This window comes from Streptomyces sp. NBC_00090 (genome assembly GCF_045160815.1).
Taxonomy (GTDB): Bacteria; Actinomycetota; Actinomycetes; order Streptomycetales; family Streptomycetaceae; genus Streptomyces.
Genome location: NZ_CP108224.1, coordinates 4877514 through 4898792 on the forward strand (window position 1 = coordinate 4877514; position 21279 = coordinate 4898792).

23 protein-coding genes and 1 pseudogene are annotated in these 21279 nt (G+C 72.4%); 18 read left to right on the forward strand and 6 right to left on the reverse strand.

All coding sequences use genetic code 11. The features are described 5' to 3' along the window. Window positions 1-108: 108 nt before the first annotated feature. Entirely contained in the window at window positions 109-1134 is a 1026-nt protein-coding gene (locus OG361_RS21750; protein ID WP_384570008.1) for a LacI family DNA-binding transcriptional regulator, read from the reverse strand. 24 nt (window positions 1135-1158) lie between these two features. After that, window positions 1159-2001, reverse strand: a complete 843-nt coding sequence (locus tag OG361_RS21755; RefSeq protein ID WP_405855938.1) for a response regulator transcription factor — start codon at window positions 1999-2001, stop codon at window positions 1159-1161. Between the two features lie 229 nt (window positions 2002-2230). On the opposite strand from OG361_RS21755, the gene OG361_RS21760 reads away from it, so the two are divergent. From OG361_RS21760 to OG361_RS21795, 8 genes are all read left to right on the forward strand, one after another. Continuing rightward, the gene (locus OG361_RS21760; RefSeq protein WP_405855940.1) at window positions 2231-3109 is read left to right on the forward strand and encodes an alpha/beta fold hydrolase; all 879 of its coding nucleotides are present in this window, start codon (window positions 2231-2233) and stop codon (window positions 3107-3109) included. 45 nt (window positions 3110-3154) lie between these two features. Then, window positions 3155-3409: a MoaD/ThiS family protein gene (locus OG361_RS21765; RefSeq protein WP_405855942.1), complete on the forward strand. Its 255-nt coding sequence runs from the start codon at window positions 3155-3157 to the stop codon at window positions 3407-3409. A 10-nt stretch (window positions 3410-3419) separates the two neighbouring features. Continuing rightward, window positions 3420-4679 (forward strand): hypothetical protein, encoded by a 1260-nt coding sequence (locus OG361_RS21770; RefSeq protein ID WP_405855944.1) that lies wholly within the window; start codon window positions 3420-3422, stop codon window positions 4677-4679. Between the two features lie 149 nt (window positions 4680-4828). Then, a complete protein-coding gene (locus OG361_RS21775) occupies window positions 4829-5515 on the forward strand; it encodes a DUF2993 domain-containing protein (protein WP_405855945.1) in 687 nt (228 codons plus the stop codon). 430 nt (window positions 5516-5945) lie between these two features. Next, the gene (locus OG361_RS21780) at window positions 5946-6026 is read left to right on the forward strand and encodes a putative leader peptide (protein WP_350497993.1); all 81 of its coding nucleotides are present in this window, start codon (window positions 5946-5948) and stop codon (window positions 6024-6026) included. Window positions 6027-6196: 170 nt separating this feature from the next. Continuing rightward, window positions 6197-7042: a sulfurtransferase gene (locus OG361_RS21785; RefSeq protein WP_267044926.1), complete on the forward strand. Its 846-nt coding sequence runs from the start codon at window positions 6197-6199 to the stop codon at window positions 7040-7042. 51 nt (window positions 7043-7093) lie between these two features. Beyond that, window positions 7094-7381, forward strand: a complete 288-nt coding sequence (locus tag OG361_RS21790) for a DUF1416 domain-containing protein (protein WP_017242395.1) — start codon at window positions 7094-7096, stop codon at window positions 7379-7381. Between the two features lie 203 nt (window positions 7382-7584). Then, window positions 7585-7845, forward strand: a complete 261-nt coding sequence (locus OG361_RS21795) for a DUF3099 domain-containing protein (protein WP_384569987.1) — start codon at window positions 7585-7587, stop codon at window positions 7843-7845. A 13-nt stretch (window positions 7846-7858) separates the two neighbouring features. Here OG361_RS21795 and OG361_RS21800 read toward each other — a convergent pair whose 3' ends face one another. Continuing rightward, window positions 7859-8221: a DsrE family protein gene (locus OG361_RS21800; RefSeq protein WP_405855949.1), complete on the reverse strand. Its 363-nt coding sequence runs from the start codon at window positions 8219-8221 to the stop codon at window positions 7859-7861. A 169-nt stretch (window positions 8222-8390) separates the two neighbouring features. Between OG361_RS21800 and OG361_RS21805 the strand changes: the two genes are divergently transcribed. The 6 genes from OG361_RS21805 (at window position 8391) to OG361_RS21830 (ending at window position 13177) form a co-directional block, all read left to right on the forward strand. Next, window positions 8391-9209: a hypothetical protein gene (locus tag OG361_RS21805; protein WP_405855951.1), complete on the forward strand. Its 819-nt coding sequence runs from the start codon at window positions 8391-8393 to the stop codon at window positions 9207-9209. Beyond that, window positions 9206-9997 carry a hypothetical protein gene (locus OG361_RS21810; protein WP_405855953.1) on the forward strand — a complete coding sequence of 264 codons (792 nt, stop codon included), beginning with the start codon at window positions 9206-9208 and terminating at the stop codon, window positions 9995-9997. Before OG361_RS21805 ends, OG361_RS21810 begins: the two co-directional genes overlap by 4 nt. A 2-nt stretch (window positions 9998-9999) precedes the next feature. Then, entirely contained in the window at window positions 10000-10833 is an 834-nt protein-coding gene (locus OG361_RS21815; RefSeq protein WP_405862375.1) for a hypothetical protein, read from the forward strand. A 229-nt stretch (window positions 10834-11062) separates the two neighbouring features. After that, window positions 11063-11635, forward strand: coding sequence for an FABP family protein (locus OG361_RS21820; RefSeq protein WP_405855955.1), 573 nt, complete (start codon window positions 11063-11065; stop codon window positions 11633-11635). A 42-nt stretch (window positions 11636-11677) separates the two neighbouring features. Beyond that, window positions 11678-12151, forward strand: a complete 474-nt coding sequence (locus tag OG361_RS21825) for a Fur family transcriptional regulator (RefSeq protein WP_405855957.1) — start codon at window positions 11678-11680, stop codon at window positions 12149-12151. 60 nt (window positions 12152-12211) lie between these two features. Then, complete coding sequence (locus OG361_RS21830; protein ID WP_405855959.1) at window positions 12212-13177, forward strand: YgfZ/GcvT domain-containing protein; 966 nt, start codon at window positions 12212-12214, stop codon at window positions 13175-13177. A gap of 38 nt (window positions 13178-13215) precedes the next feature. Here the strand turns inward: OG361_RS21830 and dtd are convergent, their stop codons facing one another. Then, complete coding sequence (gene dtd, locus OG361_RS21835; protein ID WP_405855961.1) at window positions 13216-13641, reverse strand: D-aminoacyl-tRNA deacylase; 426 nt, start codon at window positions 13639-13641, stop codon at window positions 13216-13218. Window positions 13642-13963: 322 nt separating this feature from the next. Between dtd and OG361_RS21840 the strand changes: the two genes are divergently transcribed. The 4 genes from OG361_RS21840 (at window position 13964) to OG361_RS21855 (ending at window position 18724) form a co-directional block, all read left to right on the forward strand. Continuing rightward, window positions 13964-14545, forward strand: a complete 582-nt coding sequence (locus OG361_RS21840; RefSeq protein ID WP_405862377.1) for an ABC transporter substrate-binding protein — start codon at window positions 13964-13966, stop codon at window positions 14543-14545. Between the two features lie 75 nt (window positions 14546-14620). Beyond that, complete coding sequence (locus OG361_RS21845; protein ID WP_405855963.1) at window positions 14621-15865, forward strand: GNAT family N-acetyltransferase; 1245 nt, start codon at window positions 14621-14623, stop codon at window positions 15863-15865. Window positions 15866-15896: 31 nt separating this feature from the next. Beyond that, a complete protein-coding gene (locus OG361_RS21850; RefSeq protein WP_405855965.1) occupies window positions 15897-16532 on the forward strand; it encodes a TetR/AcrR family transcriptional regulator in 636 nt (211 codons plus the stop codon). A gap of 80 nt (window positions 16533-16612) precedes the next feature. Further along, a complete protein-coding gene (locus tag OG361_RS21855) occupies window positions 16613-18724 on the forward strand; it encodes a HelD family protein (RefSeq protein WP_405855967.1) in 2112 nt (703 codons plus the stop codon). Between the two features lie 16 nt (window positions 18725-18740). Here the strand turns inward: OG361_RS21855 and OG361_RS21860 are convergent. Both OG361_RS21860 and OG361_RS21865 read right to left on the reverse strand, forming a co-directional pair. Further along, window positions 18741-19658: pseudogene (locus tag OG361_RS21860) on the reverse strand (helix-turn-helix transcriptional regulator); the annotation flags it as partial. A gap of 10 nt (window positions 19659-19668) precedes the next feature. Beyond that, on the reverse strand, window positions 19669-21195 hold the full coding sequence (locus OG361_RS21865) for an MFS transporter (RefSeq protein ID WP_405855969.1): 1527 nt from the start codon (window positions 21193-21195) through the stop codon (window positions 19669-19671). Window positions 21196-21279: the final 84 nt, after the last annotated feature.

Here is a 21279-nt window from a genome sequence, read left to right on the forward strand (position 1 = left end):
CTACGACTCTCGGAGCCGTACATGAGAGCCGTCTGAGGAGCGGCTGAGAAGCCCGACAGAACCCTGTATGCCCTATATAAAGAGCCTTCAGGGTTCAGGGGTGGAGGGCTACTCGCCGCAGCCGCAGGAGCGGCGGACCACCAGGGCCGACGGGAAGAGCTTGACCCGCTCGCGGCGCGAACCCGCGACCCGCAGCGAGTCGTCCAGGACCAGGTCCACCGCCGCCCGGGCCATCGCCGGGCGGTCCGAGGAGATCGTGGTCAGCGGCGGGTCGGTGAGCGCCGCCTCCTTCACGTCGTCGAAGCCCGCGACCGCCAGCTCCGACGGCACCTCGATGCGCAGCTCGCGCGCGGCTCGCAGCACACCGAAGGCCTGGTCGTCGGTGGAGCAGAAGATCGCCGGCGGCCTGTCCGGGCCCGCGAGCAGCTTGAGCGCCACCTGGTAGGCGTCGTAGCGGTTGTACGGGGCCTCGAAGAGCCGGCCCTCGGTCGAGTGGCCGGCCTCGACCATGGCCCGCCGCCAGCCCTCGACGTGGTCGGCGACCGGGTCGCCGACGGCCGGGGTGTTCGGGATGCCGCCCAGGCAGGCCACGTACGCGTGGCCGTGCTCCAGGAGGTGCCGGGTGGCGAGCTGGGCGCCGCCGATGTCGTCCGTCACGACGGCGACGTCGTCGATCGCCTCGGGGCGCTCGTGCAGCAGCACCACGCGCGCGTCCCAGGCCTCGATCTCGCTCGCGGCCTGCTCGCTCATGCCCTGGCTGACGAGGATCAGCCCGGAGACGCGCATACCGAGGAAGGCGCGCAGGTAGTGGACCTCGCGCTCGGTGCGGTAGTCGGAGTTCCCGACGAGCACCATCTTTCCGCGCTCGGCGGCGGCCTGCTCGACCGCGTGCGCCATCTCCGCGAAGAAGGGCTGCCGGGCGTCCGGGACGATCATGCCTATGAGGTCCGTACGCCGGGACGCCATCGCCTGGGCCACCCGGTCGGGGCGGTAGCCCAGCTCCTTGATGGCGGCGAGGACACGCTCGCGCGTGGCCGGGGCGACCGGCCGGGGTCCGTTGTTGATGACGTAGCTCACGACCGCGGTCGAAGTGCCTGCCAGTCGAGCTACGTCATCCCTCGTCACCTTGGCCACGCGCGGCAGTCTACGCGGGGTGACCTACCTACCGGCGGGTCGCACTGTGGCATCCGCCACGTTCCTGTCCTCCACCGGAGTGACCTCCCGGTCGGCCTCCTTGACACCGGAGTCGCCGCCGCCGGTGCCGCCGCCGGTGGTACCGGAGCCGCGGGAGGCCTCCTTGGCCCGGGCCTCCTCGGCCGCGCGCTCGACCTTCTCCGGGGTGACGAAGCGGTAGCCCACGTTCCGGACGGTGCCGATGAGCGACTCGTGCTCGGGGCCCAGCTTCGCCCGCAGCCGCCGTACGTGGACGTCGACCGTTCGGGTGCCGCCGAAGTAGTCGTACCCCCACACCTCCTGGAGGAGCTGGGCACGGGTGAAGACCCGGCCCGGGTGCTGGGCCAGATACTTGAGGAGCTCGAACTCCTTGAAGGTCAGGTCCAGGACCCGGCCCTTGAGCTTCGCGCTGTACGTCGCCTCGTCGACCGACAGGTCGCCGTTGCGGATCTCCATCGGGGAGTCGTCGGAGACGATCTGCTGGCGGCCCATCGCGAGCCGCAGCCGGGCCTCGACCTCGGCCGGGCCGGCGGTGTCGAGAAGGACGTCGTCGATGCCCCAGTCGGCGGTGACGGCCGCGAGGCCGCCCTCCGTGACGACCAGGATCAGCGGACAGCCGGGCCCCGTGGAGCGCAGCAGCTGACAGAGCGAGCGGACCTGCGGGAGGTCGCGCCGGCCGTCGACGAGGATCACGTCCGCGCCGGGGGTGTCCACGAGGGCGGGGCCCTCGGCCGGAGCCACCCGGACGTTGTGCAGCAGCAGACCGAGTGCGGGCAGCACCTCGGTCGACGGCTGGAGGGCGTTGGTCAGGAGCAGCAGAGAGCTCATCGCGCCCCACCTGCCATTGCTGCCATCGGTCGGTCGTGCTTCGTTCGCTCGCTCATAACGTCGGTTCCTCCTCGGTCCCTGCGAGGACGTGGCACTGCTTCGTACGCAGATCACTGCCGGCTCTCGCGCCCTGAGAGCTTGTGTTCACCTATCCGTAACAACGGTCGGAAAACGCAAAAGGACCCGGGGGCTGCGTCGCCCGGATCCTCTGCCCAGCAGAATAGCCCACATGAGTTCAGAGGGAGAGAGGCGATTTCACATGGTGGATGTCTCGTCGCTCACTTCCGTCCATCACCGTGCTCCTCGCCGTGCGATGTTGCGTACGGATGACGGTGTCCGTATCGAGGCGGTTTACGAACCCTCTGCCGCAAGTGTCACCGAAACAGCGGTCACCGGTACGGCCGCCACCGGCAGGGCGGTCACCGGCCGGGCGGGCGCCGGTACGGCCGTCGTCGTCGCCCATGGCTTCACCGGGGCGGCCGACCGGCCCGCCGTCCGGCGCGCCGCCCGTGCCTTCGCGGAGCGCGGCGCGGCCGTCGTGACCTTCTCCTTCCGCGGGCACGGCGGTTCCGGCGGCCGCTCCACGGTCGGCGACCGGGAGGTGCTCGACCTGTCCGCCGCCGTCCGCTGGGCCCGTGAGCTCGGCCACGCGCGCGTGGCGACGGTCGGTTTCTCCATGGGCGGGTCGGTGGTCCTGCGCCACGCGGCCCTGGAGCGGGGCACGGAGGAACGGGTGGACGCGGTGGCCGCCGTCTCCGCCCCCGCACGCTGGTACTACCGGGGTACGGCTCCGATGCGCCGCCTCCACTGGGTGGTCACCCGCCCCGCGGGCCGCCTGGTCGGCCGTTACGGGCTCCGCACCCGGATCGACGCCCGCGCCTGGGACCCCGTACCCCTCTCGCCCGTGGATGCGGTGCCGCTGATCGCGCCGGTCCCGCTGCTGATCGTGCACGGCGACCGGGACGCGTACTTCCCGCTCGACCACCCGCGCACGCTGGCCGCCGCCGGCGACGCGGAGCTCTGGCTGGAGCGGGGGATGGGCCACGCCGAGAACGCGGCCGACGAGGAGCTGCTCGCCCGGCTGGGGGACTGGCTCACGCGCCGATAGCCCATCATGGGGGGCGGCGCGCACACGAACGAAGGGAGCGCCGCTATGGCAGCGGGAACCATCCGCTACTGGGCCGCGGCCAAGGCCGCCGCCGGTGTCGCCGAGGAGCCGTACACCGCCGAGACCCTGGCGGAGGCGCTGGAAGCGGCCCGCGCGAAGCACCCGGGCGAGCTCGTCCGGGTCCTCCAGCGGTGTTCTTTCCTCATCGACGGCGACCCCGTCGGGACCCGGAGCCATGAGACCGTACGGCTTGCCGAGGGCGGCACGGTCGAGGTGCTCCCCCCGTTCGCAGGAGGGTGAACCCCAGAGCATGAGCAACGACCAGCAGTACGACCCGTACGCGAACGGGCACGGCCAGGACCAGGGCCACGGGCACCAGAGCCCCGACGTCACGCAGACGTGGGAGGGCCAGACCTGGGACACCCAGTACCAGCCCGTGGTGCAGCAGCAGCCCCCCGTGACGTACGAGGCTCCGCAGTCGCAGCCCGCGTACGGGGCCTCCTACGACAGCACCGCCTACCTGCCGCCGCAGGAGGCGACGTACGAGCCGCAGTACGGGCAGCAGCCGCCGTACGAACAGCAGCATCAGTACGGGCAGCCGCAACCGCAGCAGTACGGGCAGTCGCAGCGGCAGTCGCAGCAGCAGTACGGGCAGCCGCAGTCACAGCCGCAGCCGCAGCACTACGCGGCGGCCCCGGCGGCTCCCGTGGCGTACGACACGCCCGAGCCGGCCGCACCCGCCCCCTCGGCCGCCCCCGCCGCCGAGGCCCAGGGGCCCGGCTGGTCCTCGCCCACCACCTCCGGGAACACCCGGATCACCGACGCCCAGCGCGCGCGTGCCGAGGGCCGCTCGCCCGTGATCGAGCCCGGGCTCCAGCCGGCGGCCCTGACCGCCGTCCTCGGCCTGCTGCTCGCCGGCGGCGCCTCCCTCGGCCCGTACGGGCTGCTCGTCCCGCTCGTCCTGCTCCAGGGCCTCACCGCCGCCGGCTGGTTCCGGCTCAACGGCATGTGGCCCGCCCGGCAGGGCATCGCCCTCGCCTTCGCCGGCGGCCTCGTCGCCGACGCCGCCCTGCTCGCCGTCGGCCGGGAGCACGCGGCCGCCGCGATCCTGGGCACGCTCGGCGTGTGGGTGCTGCTCTGCCTCGTCCTCCAGCTGCGCAGCCACGCCGACCCGGACGAGCGCATGTACGGCCTGATGGCCGGCGTCGCCTCGGCCGCGCTGACGGTCGTCGCCGCCGGGCACCTCGGCGCCGCCCCCGACGCGGTGGTCGTCGGCGGGATCGCGGTCGCCGCCACCGTCGTCGCCCGGGCGCTCCCGCTGCCCGGTCCGGTCTCCCTGGTCGTCGCGCTGCTCGCGGGGGCGGGGGCCGGGATCGCGGCCGGCGGGCTGAACGAGCTGGGGAGCTCCGGGGCGCTGATCGGCCTCGCGGCCGGGGTCTGCGCGCTGGTCGGTCTGCGGGTCGCCAGTTACGACTACCCGTCGCGCTTCGTCCACATGACCGCCGGGATCGCGCTGCCGCTGACGGCAGCCGCGCCCGCCGTCTACCTGCTGGGCCGAGCCCTGGCCTGAGTCTGCCGGGACCTCGGCCGGGAACCTGTCGGGGGCCGGCCGGGGAACCGCTCGGGGAACCAACCGGCCCCTCGACACGTCGATCTTCGTGTCGGGGGGCCGAACGCCTGTCCGGACGCACTTTCGCCTACCAGGGGGACGCACAGCCCATGCGAGCACTGCGGATTCTGTTGATCGTGGCCGTCGTGCTGGGCGGCGTCCTCGTCGGGATCGACCGGCTCGCCGTGGCGTACGCCGAGTCGGAGGCGGCGAGCCGGGTGAAGCTCTCCGCCGCGAGCAGCGAGTCGATCGAGATCGACATCAAGGGCTTCCCCTTCCTCACCCAGGTCGCGGACAAGCGGTTCGACGAGGTCGACGTGAAGGCGACCGGCGTCGAGGCGACGGCGGGCAGCCGGCGCATCCGGGTCGAGGAGCTGACGGCCGCGCTCCGGGACGTGACCGTGACCGGTGACTGGGCGGGCGCGCGGGCGGGCTCCGCGACCGGCACCGCCCTCATCTCGTACGCGGACCTCACGGCCGCCGCGGACCCCGGGGTCACGGTGGCGTACGGGGGCGACGGGAAGGTGAAGGTCACCGGTGGCGTGGAGTTCATGGGCCGCACCCTGACGCGGTCGGTGCTCTCCACGGTGACCGTCGTGAACGGCGACACGATCAAGGTCCACGCGGACGAGGTGCCGGGCGAGGGCATTCCGGGCGTGGAGGAACTGGTGCGCAAGCGCACCGACTTCGAGCGGCCGATCGGGATGATCGCCGGCATGAAGGTGGAGAAGGTCGAGGCCCGTCCGGACGGTCTGGCCGTCGCCGTGACGGGCAAGGACGTCGTCCTGGCGGGCTGACGCCGTCGCCGTGACGGGCGAGGACGTCGTCCTGGCGGGCTGACGCCACCAGGACGGGACGCCGGGCAAGACCCCGTACGGCATCCCTCTCCCCGGCCCGTACGTGAGAGTCCCCGTACGGCGTCTCTGTCCCGGGCCCGTACGTGAGAGCCCCGTACGGCATCCCTGTCCGGGTCCGTACGTGAGGCCGGTGAGTGAGCCCCTACGGGCACCCGTGCGCCCCTGTGCACCCCCATGCACCCCCGTACACCCCCTCTGGCCACATGCTGAGACGCCGCCGTCCGATCCGCAGAAAGAGAACCGGACGCCCCGGCGCGGAGCCGTCCGAAGGCCGCCCGCGCGGTGATCGCGTCTCGCATCTCGGACGATCGCGTCTCAAAATACGACACGCCGGTGACACGGCCGCCTGTCCGTCCCTACGATCGTGGGCATGAAGCGACAGGCGGATCTCACGAAGCGGCGGGCAGTAGACCTGTGCCGCGTCGCCGCCATGCTCTGTCGCTCCGTCTGAGCGGGACCACCGTCTCCCGTATTCCTCAGGCCCTTCGACCGCGGTCGGGGCCGACCTGTGCAGAGCCGTACGCACGTCCGTACGCCACGCGACGACGCGTACCGCACCACACACCCGCACCACGGCACCACCGCACCACACCGCCGCACACTGCCCCGGAGGAGAACAGCATGGCTCGCAGCGACGTACTGGTCGACGCGGACTGGGTCGAGGCCAACCTCGACAACCCGCAGGTCGCCCTTGTCGAGGTCGACGAGGACACCTCGGCCTACGAGAAGAACCACATCCGCAACGCCATCCGGATCGACTGGACCCAGGACCTTCAGGACCCGGTCCGCCGTGACTTCATCGACCAGGAGGGCTTCGAGAAGCTCCTCTCGGCCAAGGGCATCGGGAACGACACCACGGTCGTCCTCTACGGCGGCAACAACAACTGGTTCGCCTCCTACGCCTACTGGTACTTCAAGCTCTACGGCCACCAGGACGTGAAGCTCCTCGACGGCGGCCGCAAGAAGTGGGAGCTCGACTCCCGCGACCTCGTCGACGGCTCCGAGATCCCGGCCCGCCCGGCCACCGAGTACAAGGCCAAGGCCCAGGACGCCTCGATCCGCGCCTTCCGCGACGACGTCGTGGCCGCGATCGGCTCCGAGAACCTGGTCGACGTCCGCTCGCCCGACGAGTTCTCCGGCAAGCTGCTCGCCCCGGCGCACCTCCCGCAGGAGCAGTCGCAGCGCCCCGGCCACGTGCCGAGCGCCCGCAACATCCCGTGGTCGAAGAACGCCAACGACGACGGCACCTTCAAGTCGGACGACGAGCTCAAGGCCCTCTACGAGGACGAGCAGGTCGATCTGGCGAAGGACACCATCGCCTACTGCCGCATCGGTGAGCGCTCCGCGCTCACCTGGTTCGTCCTGCACGAGCTGCTCGAGGTCACGAACGTCAAGAACTACGACGGCTCGTGGACCGAGTACGGCTCCCTCGTCGGCGTGCCGATCGAGCTCGGCGCCAACAAGTAAGACCCGGACCTCCTCCCCTCCGGCACCCCTCGACCGTAAGGACAGAACATCATGTGTGGAGCGCAGCCCGGCGGCCCCGACGCCTCGACGATCAAGCCCGGTGAGACCACCATCCAGGGCTTCGTGACCAAGGACGGCGAGCCCGTCACCGGTTACGTCCGCCTCCTGGACTCGACCGGCGAGTTCACGGCCGAGGTCCCGACCTCCGCCACCGGACAGTTCCGTTTCTACGCGGCCGAGGGCACCTGGACCGTCCGCGCCCTGGTTCCGGGCGGCACCGCCGACCGTCAGGTCGTGGCGCAGAAGGGTGGCCTCGCGGAGGTCGCCATCGCGGTCTGACCGACCGCGACACCGAACGGCCGGAGGGCCGTGCCTCCTGGGGGGTTGGACGCCATTTCCAGGACTTGAGGCACGGCCCTTCGGTCTCCTTCTTTCCGCACCCCTCGCACCGCTCGGCGCCAGGGCGCCTCCCGGGCATCGAGGCGCTGCGCCGGCCTCCGGCCGTCGGTGCCGGGTGGCCCGCCCGGACGTACGCTGAAGGTGTGTACGCACGCCGTCGCCACGTCTACTTCTGGATGATGGGCGCCTGCCTGGTCCTCTTCGTGGGCGCCTGGGCCGTCGTGCGGCTCTTCTCCATGCCGGTGGCGGTCGGTATGTGCGTGATCGCCATGGTCATCCCGCCGGTCGCCGCGATGGTCGCGAACCGCCGGGGCCCGGAGGACCGCTGGTGGGACGACCCTTCGGGGGACCCGAAGTCGGACGAGTGGTGGGACGAGCTCGACGGCAAGAAGCGCCGGAGCTAGGGCCGGTCCGTCCTCAGTAGACGAGCGCCTGCGTCTCGTCGGCCATGGCCTCCTGGACGAAGACCTGCGCGCCGGCGATGCGGACGCCGTCCAGGACGTCCTTCTCCGTGATCTCGCGCCGGGCGGCGCACTGGGTGCAGAGCGTCACGCGGCCGGCGGCCAGGATCGAGTCGATCAGATCCGGCAGGGGCGCGGCGTGCGGCAGCTCGAACCCGGCCGCGCGGCCGGGGAGGGCGAACCACGAGGACTCGCCGGTCAGCCAGAGCGAAACCTCGACGCCGCTGGCGACGGCGACGGCGGCCACCGTGAAGGCCTGCGAGCAGCGTTCGGGGGCGTCGGCCCCTGCGGTCACCTTGATCACGAGCTTCTTCGCCATATGCCGAACTGTAATGCGCGGCACTGCAACCTCATGCGCCCCTCGCGTGTCAGCTGGGTGCGCGGATGATCGGAATCCGCGATTCAGGTCTCGTGGGGGACTCTTGAGTATCGAAGAAAGTATCCAAAATGCGGATACGGCACCGCCGCCGGACCGGGACCCGGAGCCGGTGACGAACCCGGACTCGGATCCGGTGACGAACCCGGAGCCGGAGCCGGTGGCGAACCCGGACCCGGAGCCGGTGGCGGAAGCCGCGCCTGCCGTCGTACGGCCGCGCCGCCGCGTCCTCCGCACCGTCGGGCTGATCGCCGTCGCCGCCGTCCTGGGCCTCGTCGGCGGCACCGCCGTCGGCTACGGCATCCAGGCCGACCGCGAACCGACCCCGCTCCCGCCGCTGAACCAGCCGGGCCTCGCGTACCCGGCGAAGCCGCTCCCGAAGGGCCAGGAGCCCGAGCCGCTGTCGGCGGCGGAGGACCACCAGGCGAAGTCGCAGGGCGACCTGCGGAAGCTGCTGCTGCCGAAGCCGGCGTCGGCGCGGGCCGACGGCGAGGACGGGTGGCAGTCGCTCGACGCGTACGCCGACGGATTCACCCGGCCCGCAGGGGCGCTGGAGTCCGAGCTCGACTCGGGGATCCGGCGGATCGCCACGCGCGCATGGCTGACGGGCGAGTACAAGAGGGTCCAGATCAACCTCGTGCAGTACCGCTCCACCTCCACGCTCGGCGCCTGGGAGCACGTGATGCAGCAGCAGCGCATCGCCATCAGCGAGGCGAAGTCCGGCTCCCTCGGAGTGGCGGTGAAGGGTTCCTCGGACGGCCGCTACTTCGTCTATCCGGTGCACCGCGAGGCGGGATACCTGGACCTTTACGAGGCCCGCGCCTTCATCCGGCGCGGTGACATCGCGATCACGATCCTCATGTCCGACACGCACAAGATCGCCGAGAGCGAGATCCGTTCTCTGGCCGAACGGCAGCTGGGGCGCCTGTGAGTGAGAAGTCAGGGAGCCGCACACGCCGGATCCTGAAGAACGCGCTGATCTCCGTGCTCGTGCTCGGGGCCGTCGGCGGCGGTGTCGCGTACACCGCCGTCACCGTCGACCGCGCCGACCGCACCGCCCCCACGGTGGCGTGGGCGGACCCCACCGCGACCGCGACCCCTCAGGACCCGGCGGCCGCCGGCGTCCTCCGGGGCCGGGCGTCCACCCCGATGAGCAAGCTCCTCCTGCCCGTGCCGGAGGGCTACGCGCTCGGGGCGGACATCAAGGGGTACGGCAACGACGACGAGCTGCCGGCGAACAAGGCCAATGCCCTCCTCAAGCAGACGGGCCAGGGCTTCTACGGCAAGAAGCGCCGCGCGTACGAGAAGGAGGTCGACCGGCTCGGCATCCAGGGCATGGCGATGCGCTCGTACGCCAAGGAGGACAGCACCCTCCAGGCCGAGGTGCTCATCCTGCGGATGAAGGACAAGAAGATGGTCCGCGAGTTCTTCGAGGTCCGGAAGGAGCTGTCCGAGCTCCTGGAGCTCCGGAAGGGGCCGAAGATCAAGGCGTACGCGAAGAGCTCCGCCTGCTACCTGGGGCCCAAGCCCGAGAAGCCCAGGCAGCGCGGCGACGACGTGCGCACCCCTGATCTCCAGGACATGATCTGCTCGGCCTACGACGGCGAGGTCATGGTCACCGTGACGGCGTTCGGTGCTTCGCCCTTCGACGAGAAGGCCGTGGCCGGCCTCGTCGAGAAGCAGCTCCGTCACATCGAGTCCCCGGGAGAGTACGTATGACCGTGACCGAGCAGCCGACCGAGGCCGTGGCGCCCGCCGCGGAGCCGACGGCTCCGGCCGCCGCCCACGGCCCCCGGCGGACCCGTCGTGTTCTGTGGGCCGTCGCCCGCTGGACGGCCGCCGTCGTCGTCTGCGGTGGCGTGGGCGCGGGCACCGCCATGGGGATCACCGCGCTCGACAGGAACGAGGTGCCCGGGCTCGCGACCGAGAGCGACGGCCGCTGGGAGTACCCGGCGCTCAGCCTCCCGGCGCTCCCGGCCGACCGTCCCCGCCCGTTCACCGAGGGCAACGACGGCGAGGTCCACCACGCCGACGTACGGCGGCTTCTGCTGCCCGCGCCGGCCGGTGCGACCGTCGACGCGAAGCTGAACGGCGGATTCGTGTCCACGGACGCGTACCTCTCGCTCTACGGGAAGGAGTTCCGTGGCGAGCTGAAGCGGACCCTGGCGGACTCCACCCTGCGGCACATCGCAGCCCGGGGCTGGACGACTCAGGACGGCACCCGGACCAGCATCCACCTGCTCCGGTTCAGCTCCGTGGCGTACGCCGAGTCGTACAAGGACACGGCCCTCCAGGCGGACGGCGCGGACGGCCCGAAGGCGCTGCCGGACGGGGTGGAGGGCACCGTGATGGAGAACTTCGCCGACGACGTCCACGTACCGGACACGAGCCTGTACGCCTTCCGGGAGAAGAAGCCGTACGGCCCCGAGCAGACCCGCTGGGCCTACGTCCAAGCCGGTGACACCCTCGCGCTGATCACCCAGACCCGTAAGGGCGAGCCGCTCGCCGTGCCGTTCCAGCAGACCGTCACCCTGCAGAACCAGCTTCTCGGCTAGTCACAGCGCGCTAGACCCACCTCACAGAGTGGGCCGGGCCCCCGCCCACTAAGCTGGGGTCCGGCCCGTTCCGCCTTCACCGCTCAGCCGAGGAGCACCCTGTGATCATTTTCTTCGAAACTCTGCTGGTCCTGGTCGCCGTCGGCGTGCTCGCCTTCACCGGTCTGGCCGTGAAGAAGCTGTACCAGGGCCAGCGCTAACCCACCTCTAGAGAACGCCAGAGCTGCTCATGATCGAGATCCCGTCCGACCTCAATCCGGACCTCGTCCCCCTCGCGTTCCTGCTCGGTACGTGGGAGGGCGCGGGTGTCTCCGACTTCCCCGGCGCCGAGAAGTGCAACTTCGGCCAGTCCGTGACGTTCAGCCACGACGGCCGGGACTTCATCGAGTACCACTCGCACTCCTGGGTCCTCGACGGCGACGGCAACAAGGTCCGTCCGCTGGAGAGCGAGAGCGGCTACTGGCGTATCGACAAGAACCGCAAGGTCGAGATCGTCATGGTCCGCGACCAGGGCATCGTCGAGATCTGGTACGGCGAGCTCGCCGACCAGAAGCCGCAGATCGACCTCGCGACGGACGCCGTCGCCCGGACGGCGGCCTCGGGCCCGTACAGCGGTGGCAAGCGCCTCTACGGCTACGTCAAGAGCGACCTCATGTGGGTGGGCGAGAAGGCGACCCCCGAGGTCCCGCTGCGGCCGTACATGTCGGCGCACCTGAAGAAGGTCGTGACGCCCGAGGAGGTCGCGGAGATGGCCCGCAACCTCGGCGACCTGCCGGACGACGGCATCGCCTTCTTCCGCTAGACATCTGGGGGTGGCGCGCCGCGCCCTCCTACACTGGAGGGCGTGGTGACCACCGACTGGAAGAGCGACCTGCGGCAGCGCGGCTATCGGCTGACGCCGCAGCGCCAGCTTGTCCTGGAGGCCGTCGACGCGCTGGAGCACGCGACGCCCGACGACATCCTGGTCGAGGTCCGCAGGACCGCGTCCGGGGTGAACATCTCCACCGTGTACCGGACCCTGGAGCTCCTGGAGGAGCTCGGGCTCGTGAGCCACGCGCATCTGGGTCACGGGGCCCCGACGTACCACCTCGCCGACCGGCACCACCATCTGCACCTGGTGTGCCGGGACTGCGCGGAGGTGATCGAGGCGGACGTCGAGGTGGCCGCCGAGTTCACCGGGAAGCTCCGTGAGACCTTCGGCTTCGAGACGGACATGAAGCACTTCGCGATCTTCGGCCGGTGCGCGGCCTGTACGCGGAAGGCGGCCGACGCCGCAGCTGCCGCCGCGGACGTCGCTGCCGCAGCTGATGCCACCTAGCGTCCCGTGCCGCCAGGGCGAGTCCTGGACGGTCTTCCGGTGAGTCGTAGGCTTTCCCCTATGAAGAGCCCTCTGCTGTCCCTGCCCGGCGCCGTCGCCGCCGAAGGCCGCGACGAAGGCGTCGCCGCCCACTACGGCGACCTGTTCCGCGAGCAGCGCTCCCTCGCCGACGGCTCCGGTTTCGTCGACCTCTCCCACCGCGGTGTCGTCGCCGTCACCGGCGACGACCGGCTGAGCTGGCTGCACCTGCTCGTCACCCAGCACATGACCGACCTGCCGCCGGGGCGGGCGACGGAGGCGCTCGTCCTCTCCGCGAACGGGCACATCGAGCACGCCCTGTACCTCGTCGACGACGGCGAGACGGTGTGGGCGCACGTCGAGCCGGGGACGCGGGAGGAGCTCGTCGCGTACCTGGAGTCGATGAAGTTCTTCTACCGGGTCGAGGTCGCCGACCGTACGGAGGACATCGCGGTCGTCCACCTCCCGGCCGGCTCGATCGCCGAGGTGCCCGAGTCCGCCGTCGTACGCGAGACCTCGCACGGCCGGGACCTCTTCCTGCCCCGCGCCGACCTGGAGTCCTTCGCGGCCTCGCACGGGCCGGCCGCCGGGATGCTCGCGTACGAGGCGCTGCGCGTCGAGGCGCACCGGCCGCGGCTCGGTTTCGAGACCGACCACCGGACCATTCCGCACGAGGTCGGCCTCATCGGCAGCGCCGTCCACCTGCAGAAGGGCTGCTACCGGGGGCAGGAGACCGTCGCCCGGGTGCAGAACCTGGGGAAGCCGCCGCGCCGGCTGGTCTTCCTCCACCTGGACGGCAGCGAGGTGCTGCTGCCCGGGCACGGCGCCCCGGTCCGGCTGGCCGCCGACGGCGAGGAGGGCCGGCAGCTCGGCTTCGTGACGAGCGCGGTCCGCCACTACGAGCTGGGGCCGATCGCCCTGGCCCTGGTGAAGCGGAACGTGCCGGTGGACGCGCCGCTGCTCGTCGGGAACACGGCGGCCGCGCAGGAGACGGTCGTCGAGCCGTAGGGCTCGTCCCCCCACCCGGCCCGCTCTGCCTCTACGTCCTATACGTCGATCAGGACCGTGAACGGGCCGTGATTCGTGAGCGAGACGCGCATGTCCGCTCCGAACCGGCCCGTCTCCACGCGCGCGCCCAGTTTCCGCAGCTGCGCGACGACCTCGTCGACGAGGGGTTCGGCGACGGGGCCGGGGGCGGCGGCGTTCCAGGTGGGGCGGCGGCCCTTGCGGGCGTCTCCGTAGAGGGTGAACTGGGAGATCACCAGGAGCGGCGCGTTCACGTCCGAGCACGACTTCTCGCCGTCCAGTACCCGGACGGACCAGAGCTTTCTGGCCAATTGGGCGGCCTTCTCCGGGGTGTCGTCGTGGGTCACCCCGACCAGGACGCACAGCCCCTCGCCGACGATCTCTCCGACGGTCTCCCCTGCGACGACGACGCTCGCGCCGTCGACTCTCTGCACCACTGCACGCATGCGTACCAACCTACCGAGCGGACCGCAGGCCGACGGATGAGGGGCCGAACGGGTGCAGAGCGCCTGCACGTGCACGGGTGGGAGTGGCACGATGCCTTTCAGGCGGTGCGGCTCCGCACCGGTCGAGGGGACGATTCTCATGAGTGCACCTGGCACCGGGCCGACACCGTCCGGTCCCGTACCGCTGTTCCGCGCCGGAAGCCCGGGTGGAAACCCGGGAGGAAGCTTGAGCGGTGGCCTGAGCGGAAGCCTGAGCGCAGGCCTGAGTGGAAGCCTGAACGGAGGCATCGGCGGAGACCTGGGCAGAGGTCTCGGCGGGAGCCTGGGCGGAGGTCCGGGCGGAGGTCGGGGCGGCGGTCCGGGCGGCAGCCCGATCGTGCGCCCGCCCGTGCAGCGGACCAACGAGCCCTCCCTGCCCGAACGGGCGCAGCCGGAGCTCGCCGCGCTGCGGCTGCCCGAACTGCGCGCGCTGCGCCGCGAGGCGCAGAGCGACGAGGCCGACCTGAGCTACGTACGGCGGATGCTCCAGGGCCGGATCGACATCCTGCGGGCCGAGCTGGCGCGGCGGACGGATCCGGAGGCCCCGGTCCTCGACCGGCTCTCCGAGATCCTCGCCGACGTGCCCTCGCGGCACCGCAGCTCGGCCCGGCACGTGACGCTGTCGACTCCGCGCGGCGAGGAGTACCGGCGACTGGCGGCCGAGATGCTGTCGGAGGTCGAGCTGTCGGACCTGACGGCCCGTACGGACGAGGAGCTGCACGCGGCGATGGGGCGGCTCGCGGGGTACGAGCAGCAGATCTCGCGGCGGCGGCAGCACCTCCAGCGGACCGCCGACGACTGCAGCGGGGAGATCGCCCGCCGCTACCGGGAGGGCGAGGCGCAGGTCGACGACCTGCTGGCCTGAGGTCTCGCGGAGGCGCGGACGGCGCCCGGGGAAACTCGGGTGCGGTCGCCGCGCGGCCGTGCGTAGGGTCGGAGGATGAGTGTCGACGTGCGTACGGTGACGGAGTCCGACTTCCCGGGCTGGCTACGGGCCCTCCAGACGGGTTTCCTCCGACCGCCCCGCGTCCCCGACGAGCTGGTCGCCGACCGGCTGGCCAACTCGGACCTCGCGCGGACACAGGGGGCCTTCGACCGGGACCGGATCGTCGCCACCTTCCGGTCGTTCCGGCAGGAGGTCAGCACGGTCGGCGGCGGCAGCCTCACCGCCGACGCCATCACCCAGGTCACCGTCTCCCCGACGCACCGGCGCCAGGGGCTGCTCAGCCGCATGATGGCCACCGACCTCGCCGCGGCGAAGGAGCGGGGCGACGCGATCGCCACGCTGATCGCCGCCGAGTACCCGATCTACGGGCGGTTCGGCTTCGGCCCGGCGAGCTGGTCCACCGAGTGGAGCGTGGACGTACGGCGTGCCGGGCTCGACCCGCGGCGCTCGGGGCGGCCGGAGGGCGGCGGCCGGATCGACCTGACCGACGCCGGGGAGATCCGCAAGATCGGGCCCGAGGCGCACCGCCGGCTCGCCGGGGTCCGTGCCGGGGTCACCGACCGGACCACGCGCGGCTGGGAGCTCGGCACCGGCCTCGGCTACCAGATCGACTCCTGGACGGAGCCGTTCTACGCGGTGTACCGCTCGGAGTCCGGTGAGGTGGAGGGGTTCGTCGCCTACACCGCCGACGACAAGTGGGACGACGCCAAGCAGCCGGTGAACACGGCGACCGTGCGGGACCTGATAGCCGTCACCCCGTCCGCCGAGCGCGCCCTGTGGCACTACCTCTGCTCGGTCGACTGGATCACCACGGTCCGCTCCGGCTACCGGGCGCCCGACGATCCGCTGCCGCTGCTGCTGCCGGACCCGCGGGCGGCGAAGACGCTGACGTACGTGGACATGCTGTGGGTGCGGGTCCTGGACGTCGTCCGGGTCCTGGAGAGCCGGACGTATCCGGTGGAGGGGAGCCTCGTCCTCGACCTGCGGGACGCGGACGGTCTCGCGGGCGGCCGCTACCGGCTCGACGCCTCCCCGGCGGGCGCGAGCTGCGTCCGTACCACCGAGTCCGCCGATCTCGCCTTCGACATCGCGGAGTTGGGGACGCTGGCGTTCGGTGACGAGTCGGCGGTGCGGCTCGCCCGCCTCGGTCGCGCGGAGGAGCTCACGCCGGGCGCGGGTGTCCGCGCCGACCTGCTGTTCCGTACGCCGCTGCGGCCCTTCTCGCCTGACATCTTCTGAACCCTCCGGATCCGCTGAAAGAGAGAGGCCCATGACATCGGACGCTCCGGTGCCTGCGCCGTCCGGGCTGCGCGAACGGAAGAAGGAGCGCACCCGGCAGGCGCTGTCGGACGCCGCCGTCGCGCTCTTCCTTGAGAAGGGCTTCGACGCGGTCTCCGTCGCGGAGGTGGCCGCCGCCGCCGAGGTGTCGAAGCCGACCCTCTTCCGGTACTTCCCGGCCAAGGAGGACCTCGTCCTCCACCGGTTCGCGGACCACGAGGACGAGGCCGCCCGGGTGGTGGCGGCGGGGCGCCTCGCCGGCACCGCGCCGCTCGACGCGCTGTACGCGCACCTGCTCGACGGGCTCGGCCGGCAGGACCCGGTGACCGGGCTGTGCGATCACCCGGCCGTGCTCGCGTACCACCGGCTGCTGTACGGCACGCCGGCCCTGGTCGCCCGCCTCCACGGGTACCGGGGGAGGTCCGAGGCGGCCCTCGCGGAGGCGCTCGGCGGCGATCCGCTGGACGCGCGGATCGCGGCCGGGCAGATCGTGGCCGTGCTGCGGATCCTCGCCGAGGAGAACACGGCCCGGATCGCGGGCGGCGAGACGGCCGGGGAGGTGGCGGCGGACGCGGTGGCCGCGGCCGGGCGGGCGTTCCGGGCGCTGCGGGAAGGGCTTCCGTACTGAGCCCTTTCTTACTGAGCCCCTCCCTTTCTGGGGGTGAGTAAAAATGTAACCGAGTAACGTTTTCCGTTAGCCTTGGCGGAATGACGTCACTCGACCTTGAGCTCGCCCGTGAACGCGCCCACCACGACTCCTGCCGCGCCGCCCTGATCCGGATGGCCGAGGACGTCGCCGAACAGGTCGTGACCGGCGAGGACGTCGCCGCGTCGGGCGCCGACGCCGAGGCCCTCGGCTTCCACCTCCGCAGCCGCGCCAAGGAGATGGGGGAACAGCCGCCTGGCCCGCTGTTCTTCGGACGCCTCGACCGCGAGGACGGCCAGATCCATCACATCGGCCGCCGCCGGATCGCCGAGGACCCCGCCGCCCCGCCGCTCGTCGTCGACTGGCGCGCCCCCGTCTCCCGCGACTACTACCAGGCCGGCGCCCACGACCCGCAGGGCGTCCTCCGGCGCCGCCGCTTCGGCTGGGCCCCGAACAGCCGGGGCGCAACGGAGGACCTCACCGCCCTGGAGGACGAACGCCTCGCGGACGAACGCCTTGTGGACGGCGGGGCGGAGACGGTGAGCGCGCTCGTCACCGGGGAGATCGAGCGCCCCCGGGTCGGCCCCATGCGGGACATCGCCGCCACCATCCAGCCCGAACAGGACGACCTCGTACGCTCCGACCCGGCCGCCTCGCTGTGCGTGCAGGGCGCGCCCGGCACCGGCAAGACCGCCGTGGGCCTGCACCGGGCCGCGTACCTCCTCTACTCCCATCCGCAGCGGATCCGCCGCTCCGGCCTCCTCGTCCTCGGCCCGCACCGGGCGTTCCTGTCGTACATCGCCGAGGTGCTGCCCGCGCTCGGTGAGACCGGCGTCCGGCAGGCCACCCTCGACGAGGAGCTCGCCCGCCACCCGGTCCGGGCGGAGGACGGGGAGGCGGCGGCCCGGGTCAAGCACGACGCCCGGATGGCGGGGGTGCTGCACCGCGCGCTGTACGGCAGGGTCGTCCCGGTCCCGCCGGGCGACCTGGCCGTCCCCGACGGCTCGTACCACTGGCGGCTGCCGGCCGCCGAGCTCGCCGCGATCGTCACGGCGGTACGGGAGGAGGCGCCGCCCTACGCCACCGGGCGGGAGCGGGTCCGCGCCCGGGTCGTCCGGGCCCTCCAGCTCCGGGCCGAACGCCGGTCGGGGGCGGTGGGCGCGGCCTGGGTGCGGCGGGTCGAGCGGGCGCGGGCGGTCACCGCGTTCCTCGACGCGTGCTGGCCGAGGACGACCCCGGAGGAGGTGCTCGCGGGGGTCCTGACGGACCCGGACCCTGTGGGGACTTCGGTATCCGGCGGCGGGCTGACGGAGGGCGAGTCGGCGGCGATCCGTTGGGCGCGGCCGCCGCGTTCGTACCGGTCGGCGCGGTGGACCGCCGCCGATCTCGTGCTCCTCGACGAGCTGGCCGGCCTGATCGAGCGCCCCGAGAGCTACGGCCATGTCGTCGTCGACGAGGCCCAGGACCTCTCGCCCATGCAGTGCCGGGCGATCGCCCGCCGCACCGCCTTCGGCTCGCTCACCGTCCTCGGGGACCTCGCCCAGGGCACCACCCCGTGGGCGGCCCGCGACTGGCGCGAGCAACTGGCCCACCTGGGCAGGCCCGGGGCGCCGGTGGTGCCGCTGACTCTCGGCTACCGGGTGCCGGCGGCGATCGTGGAGCTCGCCAACCGGCTCCTGCCGCACCTGGGCGCGGACGTGCCGGCGGGCCGGTCGGTCCGTACGGACGGCGAGGTGACCGTCCACCGGACCTCGGACCTGGCCGCGGGGACCCGCGAGGCCGTGTCCGCGGCGCTCGCGGCGGAGGGCTCGGTGGGGGTGATCACGGCCGACGGTCTCGTCGGTCCGGTGGCGGAGGCGGTACGCGGCTGCGGGGCGGGGGAGCGGGTGACCGTGCTGCCCGCGACGGCCGTCAAGGGCCTGGAGTTCGACCATGCCGTCGTGGTCGAACCGGCCGCGATCGTGGCGGCCGAGGCGCGCGGGCCGAACCGTCTGTACGTGGTGCTCACCCGGGCCGTGTCACGGCTGGCGCTGGTGCACGCGGAGGAGCTTCCGGAGTGTCTGGGGCCGGTTCCGCGGGGTCCGGGGGCGGTTCGGAAGGAGTCGGGGACAGTTCGGGACGAGCCGGGGGCGGTTCGGAGGGAGTCGGGGTCCGGTCCGCGTACAGCGCGGTGAGTTCGGCGCCGACGCGGGCCAGGGCGGCGCGGGCCTCGGGTGGGGCGAGGAGCTCCACGCGGGCCCCCAGGCCCGCGAGTTGCGCGGCGACGACCTCGGGTGACGGGCCGTCGATCTCGACGGGCGCCCAGCCGTCCTGGGCCCGTTCCCCGTACCGTATCCGCCCGCCGAAGAGGCCTTCGAGGACGGACTCCGTGCCGGGCGTCACCCGGCCCCGGACCGTCGTGGCGACCATGCGGTCCTCCATGCGGGCGGCGAGCGTACGCCAGGCGGTGGCGAGGTCGAAGCCCTCCGGGCGGACGGCGGGGGCGCCCGTCTCGGTCACGGAGGTGACCCGGCCGACCCGGAAGGTGCGCAGTCCGTGCTCCGTACCGGCGACGAGGTAGCGGACGCCGGTCTTCGTGGCGATCCCGAGCGGGTGGACCGTCCGCTCGCGGGGCTCACGGCCCGGGCGGGCGTATCCGATCCTGAGCTCGCGCTCCTCGACCACGGCCCGCTGGAGAGCGGCCAGTCGGGGTTCCTCCGTGACCGAGACGGGCGCGCCCGCCCAGTCGGTGCCGTCGGCGGTCCCGGCGCGGGCGGCGGCCTCGGCGCCCGCGCGGAGGGGTGCGGGGAGGGCCCGTACGAGCTTGCGCAGGGCGGTCCTGGTCCGCGGGCTGGGGCTCGCGGTGGCGTCCGGGCCGGTCAGGAGGAAGAGCTCGTGGATCTCGGGGGCGGTGAGGCCGGTCAGGTCGGTGCGGGCGCCGCCGACCAACGACCAACCGCCGCCCTTGCCCGCCTGCGAGAAGACCGGGACCCCGGCGCTCGCGAGCGCTTCGAGGTCCCGGCGGGCGGTCCGTTCGGACACGTCCAGTTCTGCGGCGAGTTGGGCGGCGGTGACGCGTTGCCTGGTCTGGAGGAAGAGCAGGGCGGCGACGAGGCGGTCGGCTCTCATGGCGCCATTGTCACAGCGCGGTGAGGGCGGGCTCCGACTTCTTCGGGGCGTCCGACGTCTTCGGGGCTTCCGGCTGCTGCGCTTCCGTCTGCGGGGCTTCCGTCTGCTGGGCGTCCTGCTCGCCGGTCCCCGGCTGCTGGGCCGGGCGGCGCAGGACGGTGAAGGCGACGGCCAGGGCGGCGACGACGAGCGCGGTGCCGACGGCGAAGGCCAGGTGGTAGCCGCCGGTCAGGGCCTCGGCGGTGGGCCGGCCGGCCGCCGTGAGGGACTCGGTGCGGGAGGCGGCCAGGGTGGAGAGGACCGCGATGCCGAGGGCCATGCCGATCTGCTGGGTGGTGTTGAAGAGACCGGAGGCCAGGCCCGCGTCCTGCTCCTCGGCGCCCGACATGGCGAGCGAGGTGAGGGCGGGGAGGGCGAGGCCGAAGCCGGCGGCGAGCAGCATCACGGGGAGCAGGTCGGTGACGTAGTCGGCGTCGACGGGGAGGCGGGTCAGCAGCCCGAGGACGCCGACGAGCAGGAGGAGGCCGGCGAGCAGGATGTTCCGCTCACCGAAGCGGGCGATGAGGCGGGCCGAGACACCGAGCGAGACGACACCGATGACGGCGGCGGCGGGCAGCATCGCGAGACCGGTCTCGGCGGCTCCGTAGCCGAGGACCTTCTGCAGGTACAGCGCGACGAGGATCTGGAAGGAGAAGAGCGCGGCGACCATCAGCATCTGGACCAGGTTGGCGCCGGCGACGCTGCGCGAGCGGAGGATCCGCAGCGGCATGAGCGGGTTGGCGGCCTTCGCCTGGCGGACGAGGAAGCCGGCCAGGAGCGCGACGGTGAGGGCGCCGAAGCCGAGGGTGTGCGCCGAACCGACCCCGTACTCCTCGATGGTGACGACGGCGTAGATCCCGGTCATCAGGCCCGAGGTGACGAGCAGCGCGCCGATGACGTCCGCGCCGGCCCTGAGCCCGAGCCCGCGGTCGGAGGGCAGGGCCGGGAGGGCGACGAGGAGGGCGGCGATGCCGATGGGGAGGTTGATGAAGAAGATCCAGTTCCAGGCGAGGGCGTCGGTGAGGACTCCGCCGAGGACCTGGCCGAGGGAGGCGCCGGCGGCGCCCGTGAAGCTGAACACGGCGATGGCCCTGGCGCGTTCGCGGGGTTCGGTGAAGAGGGTGACGAGGATGCCGAGGCCGACCGCCGCGGACATCGCGCTGCCGACGCCCTGGAGGAAGCGGGCGGCGATCAGGACCCCGGGGGAGGCGGCGACACCGGCGAGGAGCGAGGCGGCGGTGAAGACGCCCGTGCCGAGGAGGAACATCCGCTTGCGGCCGATCAGGTCGCCGAGGCGGCCGGCGAGGAGGAGGAGCGAGCCGAAGGCGATGAGGTAGGCGTTGACGACCCAGCTGAGACCGACGGGGGTGAAGCCGAGGTCGCTCTGGATGGCGGGCATCGCGACGGTGACGATGCTGCCGTCGAGGACCGTCATCAGCATGCTGGTGGCGAGGACGCCGAGGGCGAGCTGGCGTGAGGTGCTGGCAGGCGCGGACATGAGCTCTCTCTCCTGTTCGGTGGAGCGACTGTTCGGTGGAGCGACAGGAGAGACGTTAGCAGATGGTTTTGTTGCGGACTATTT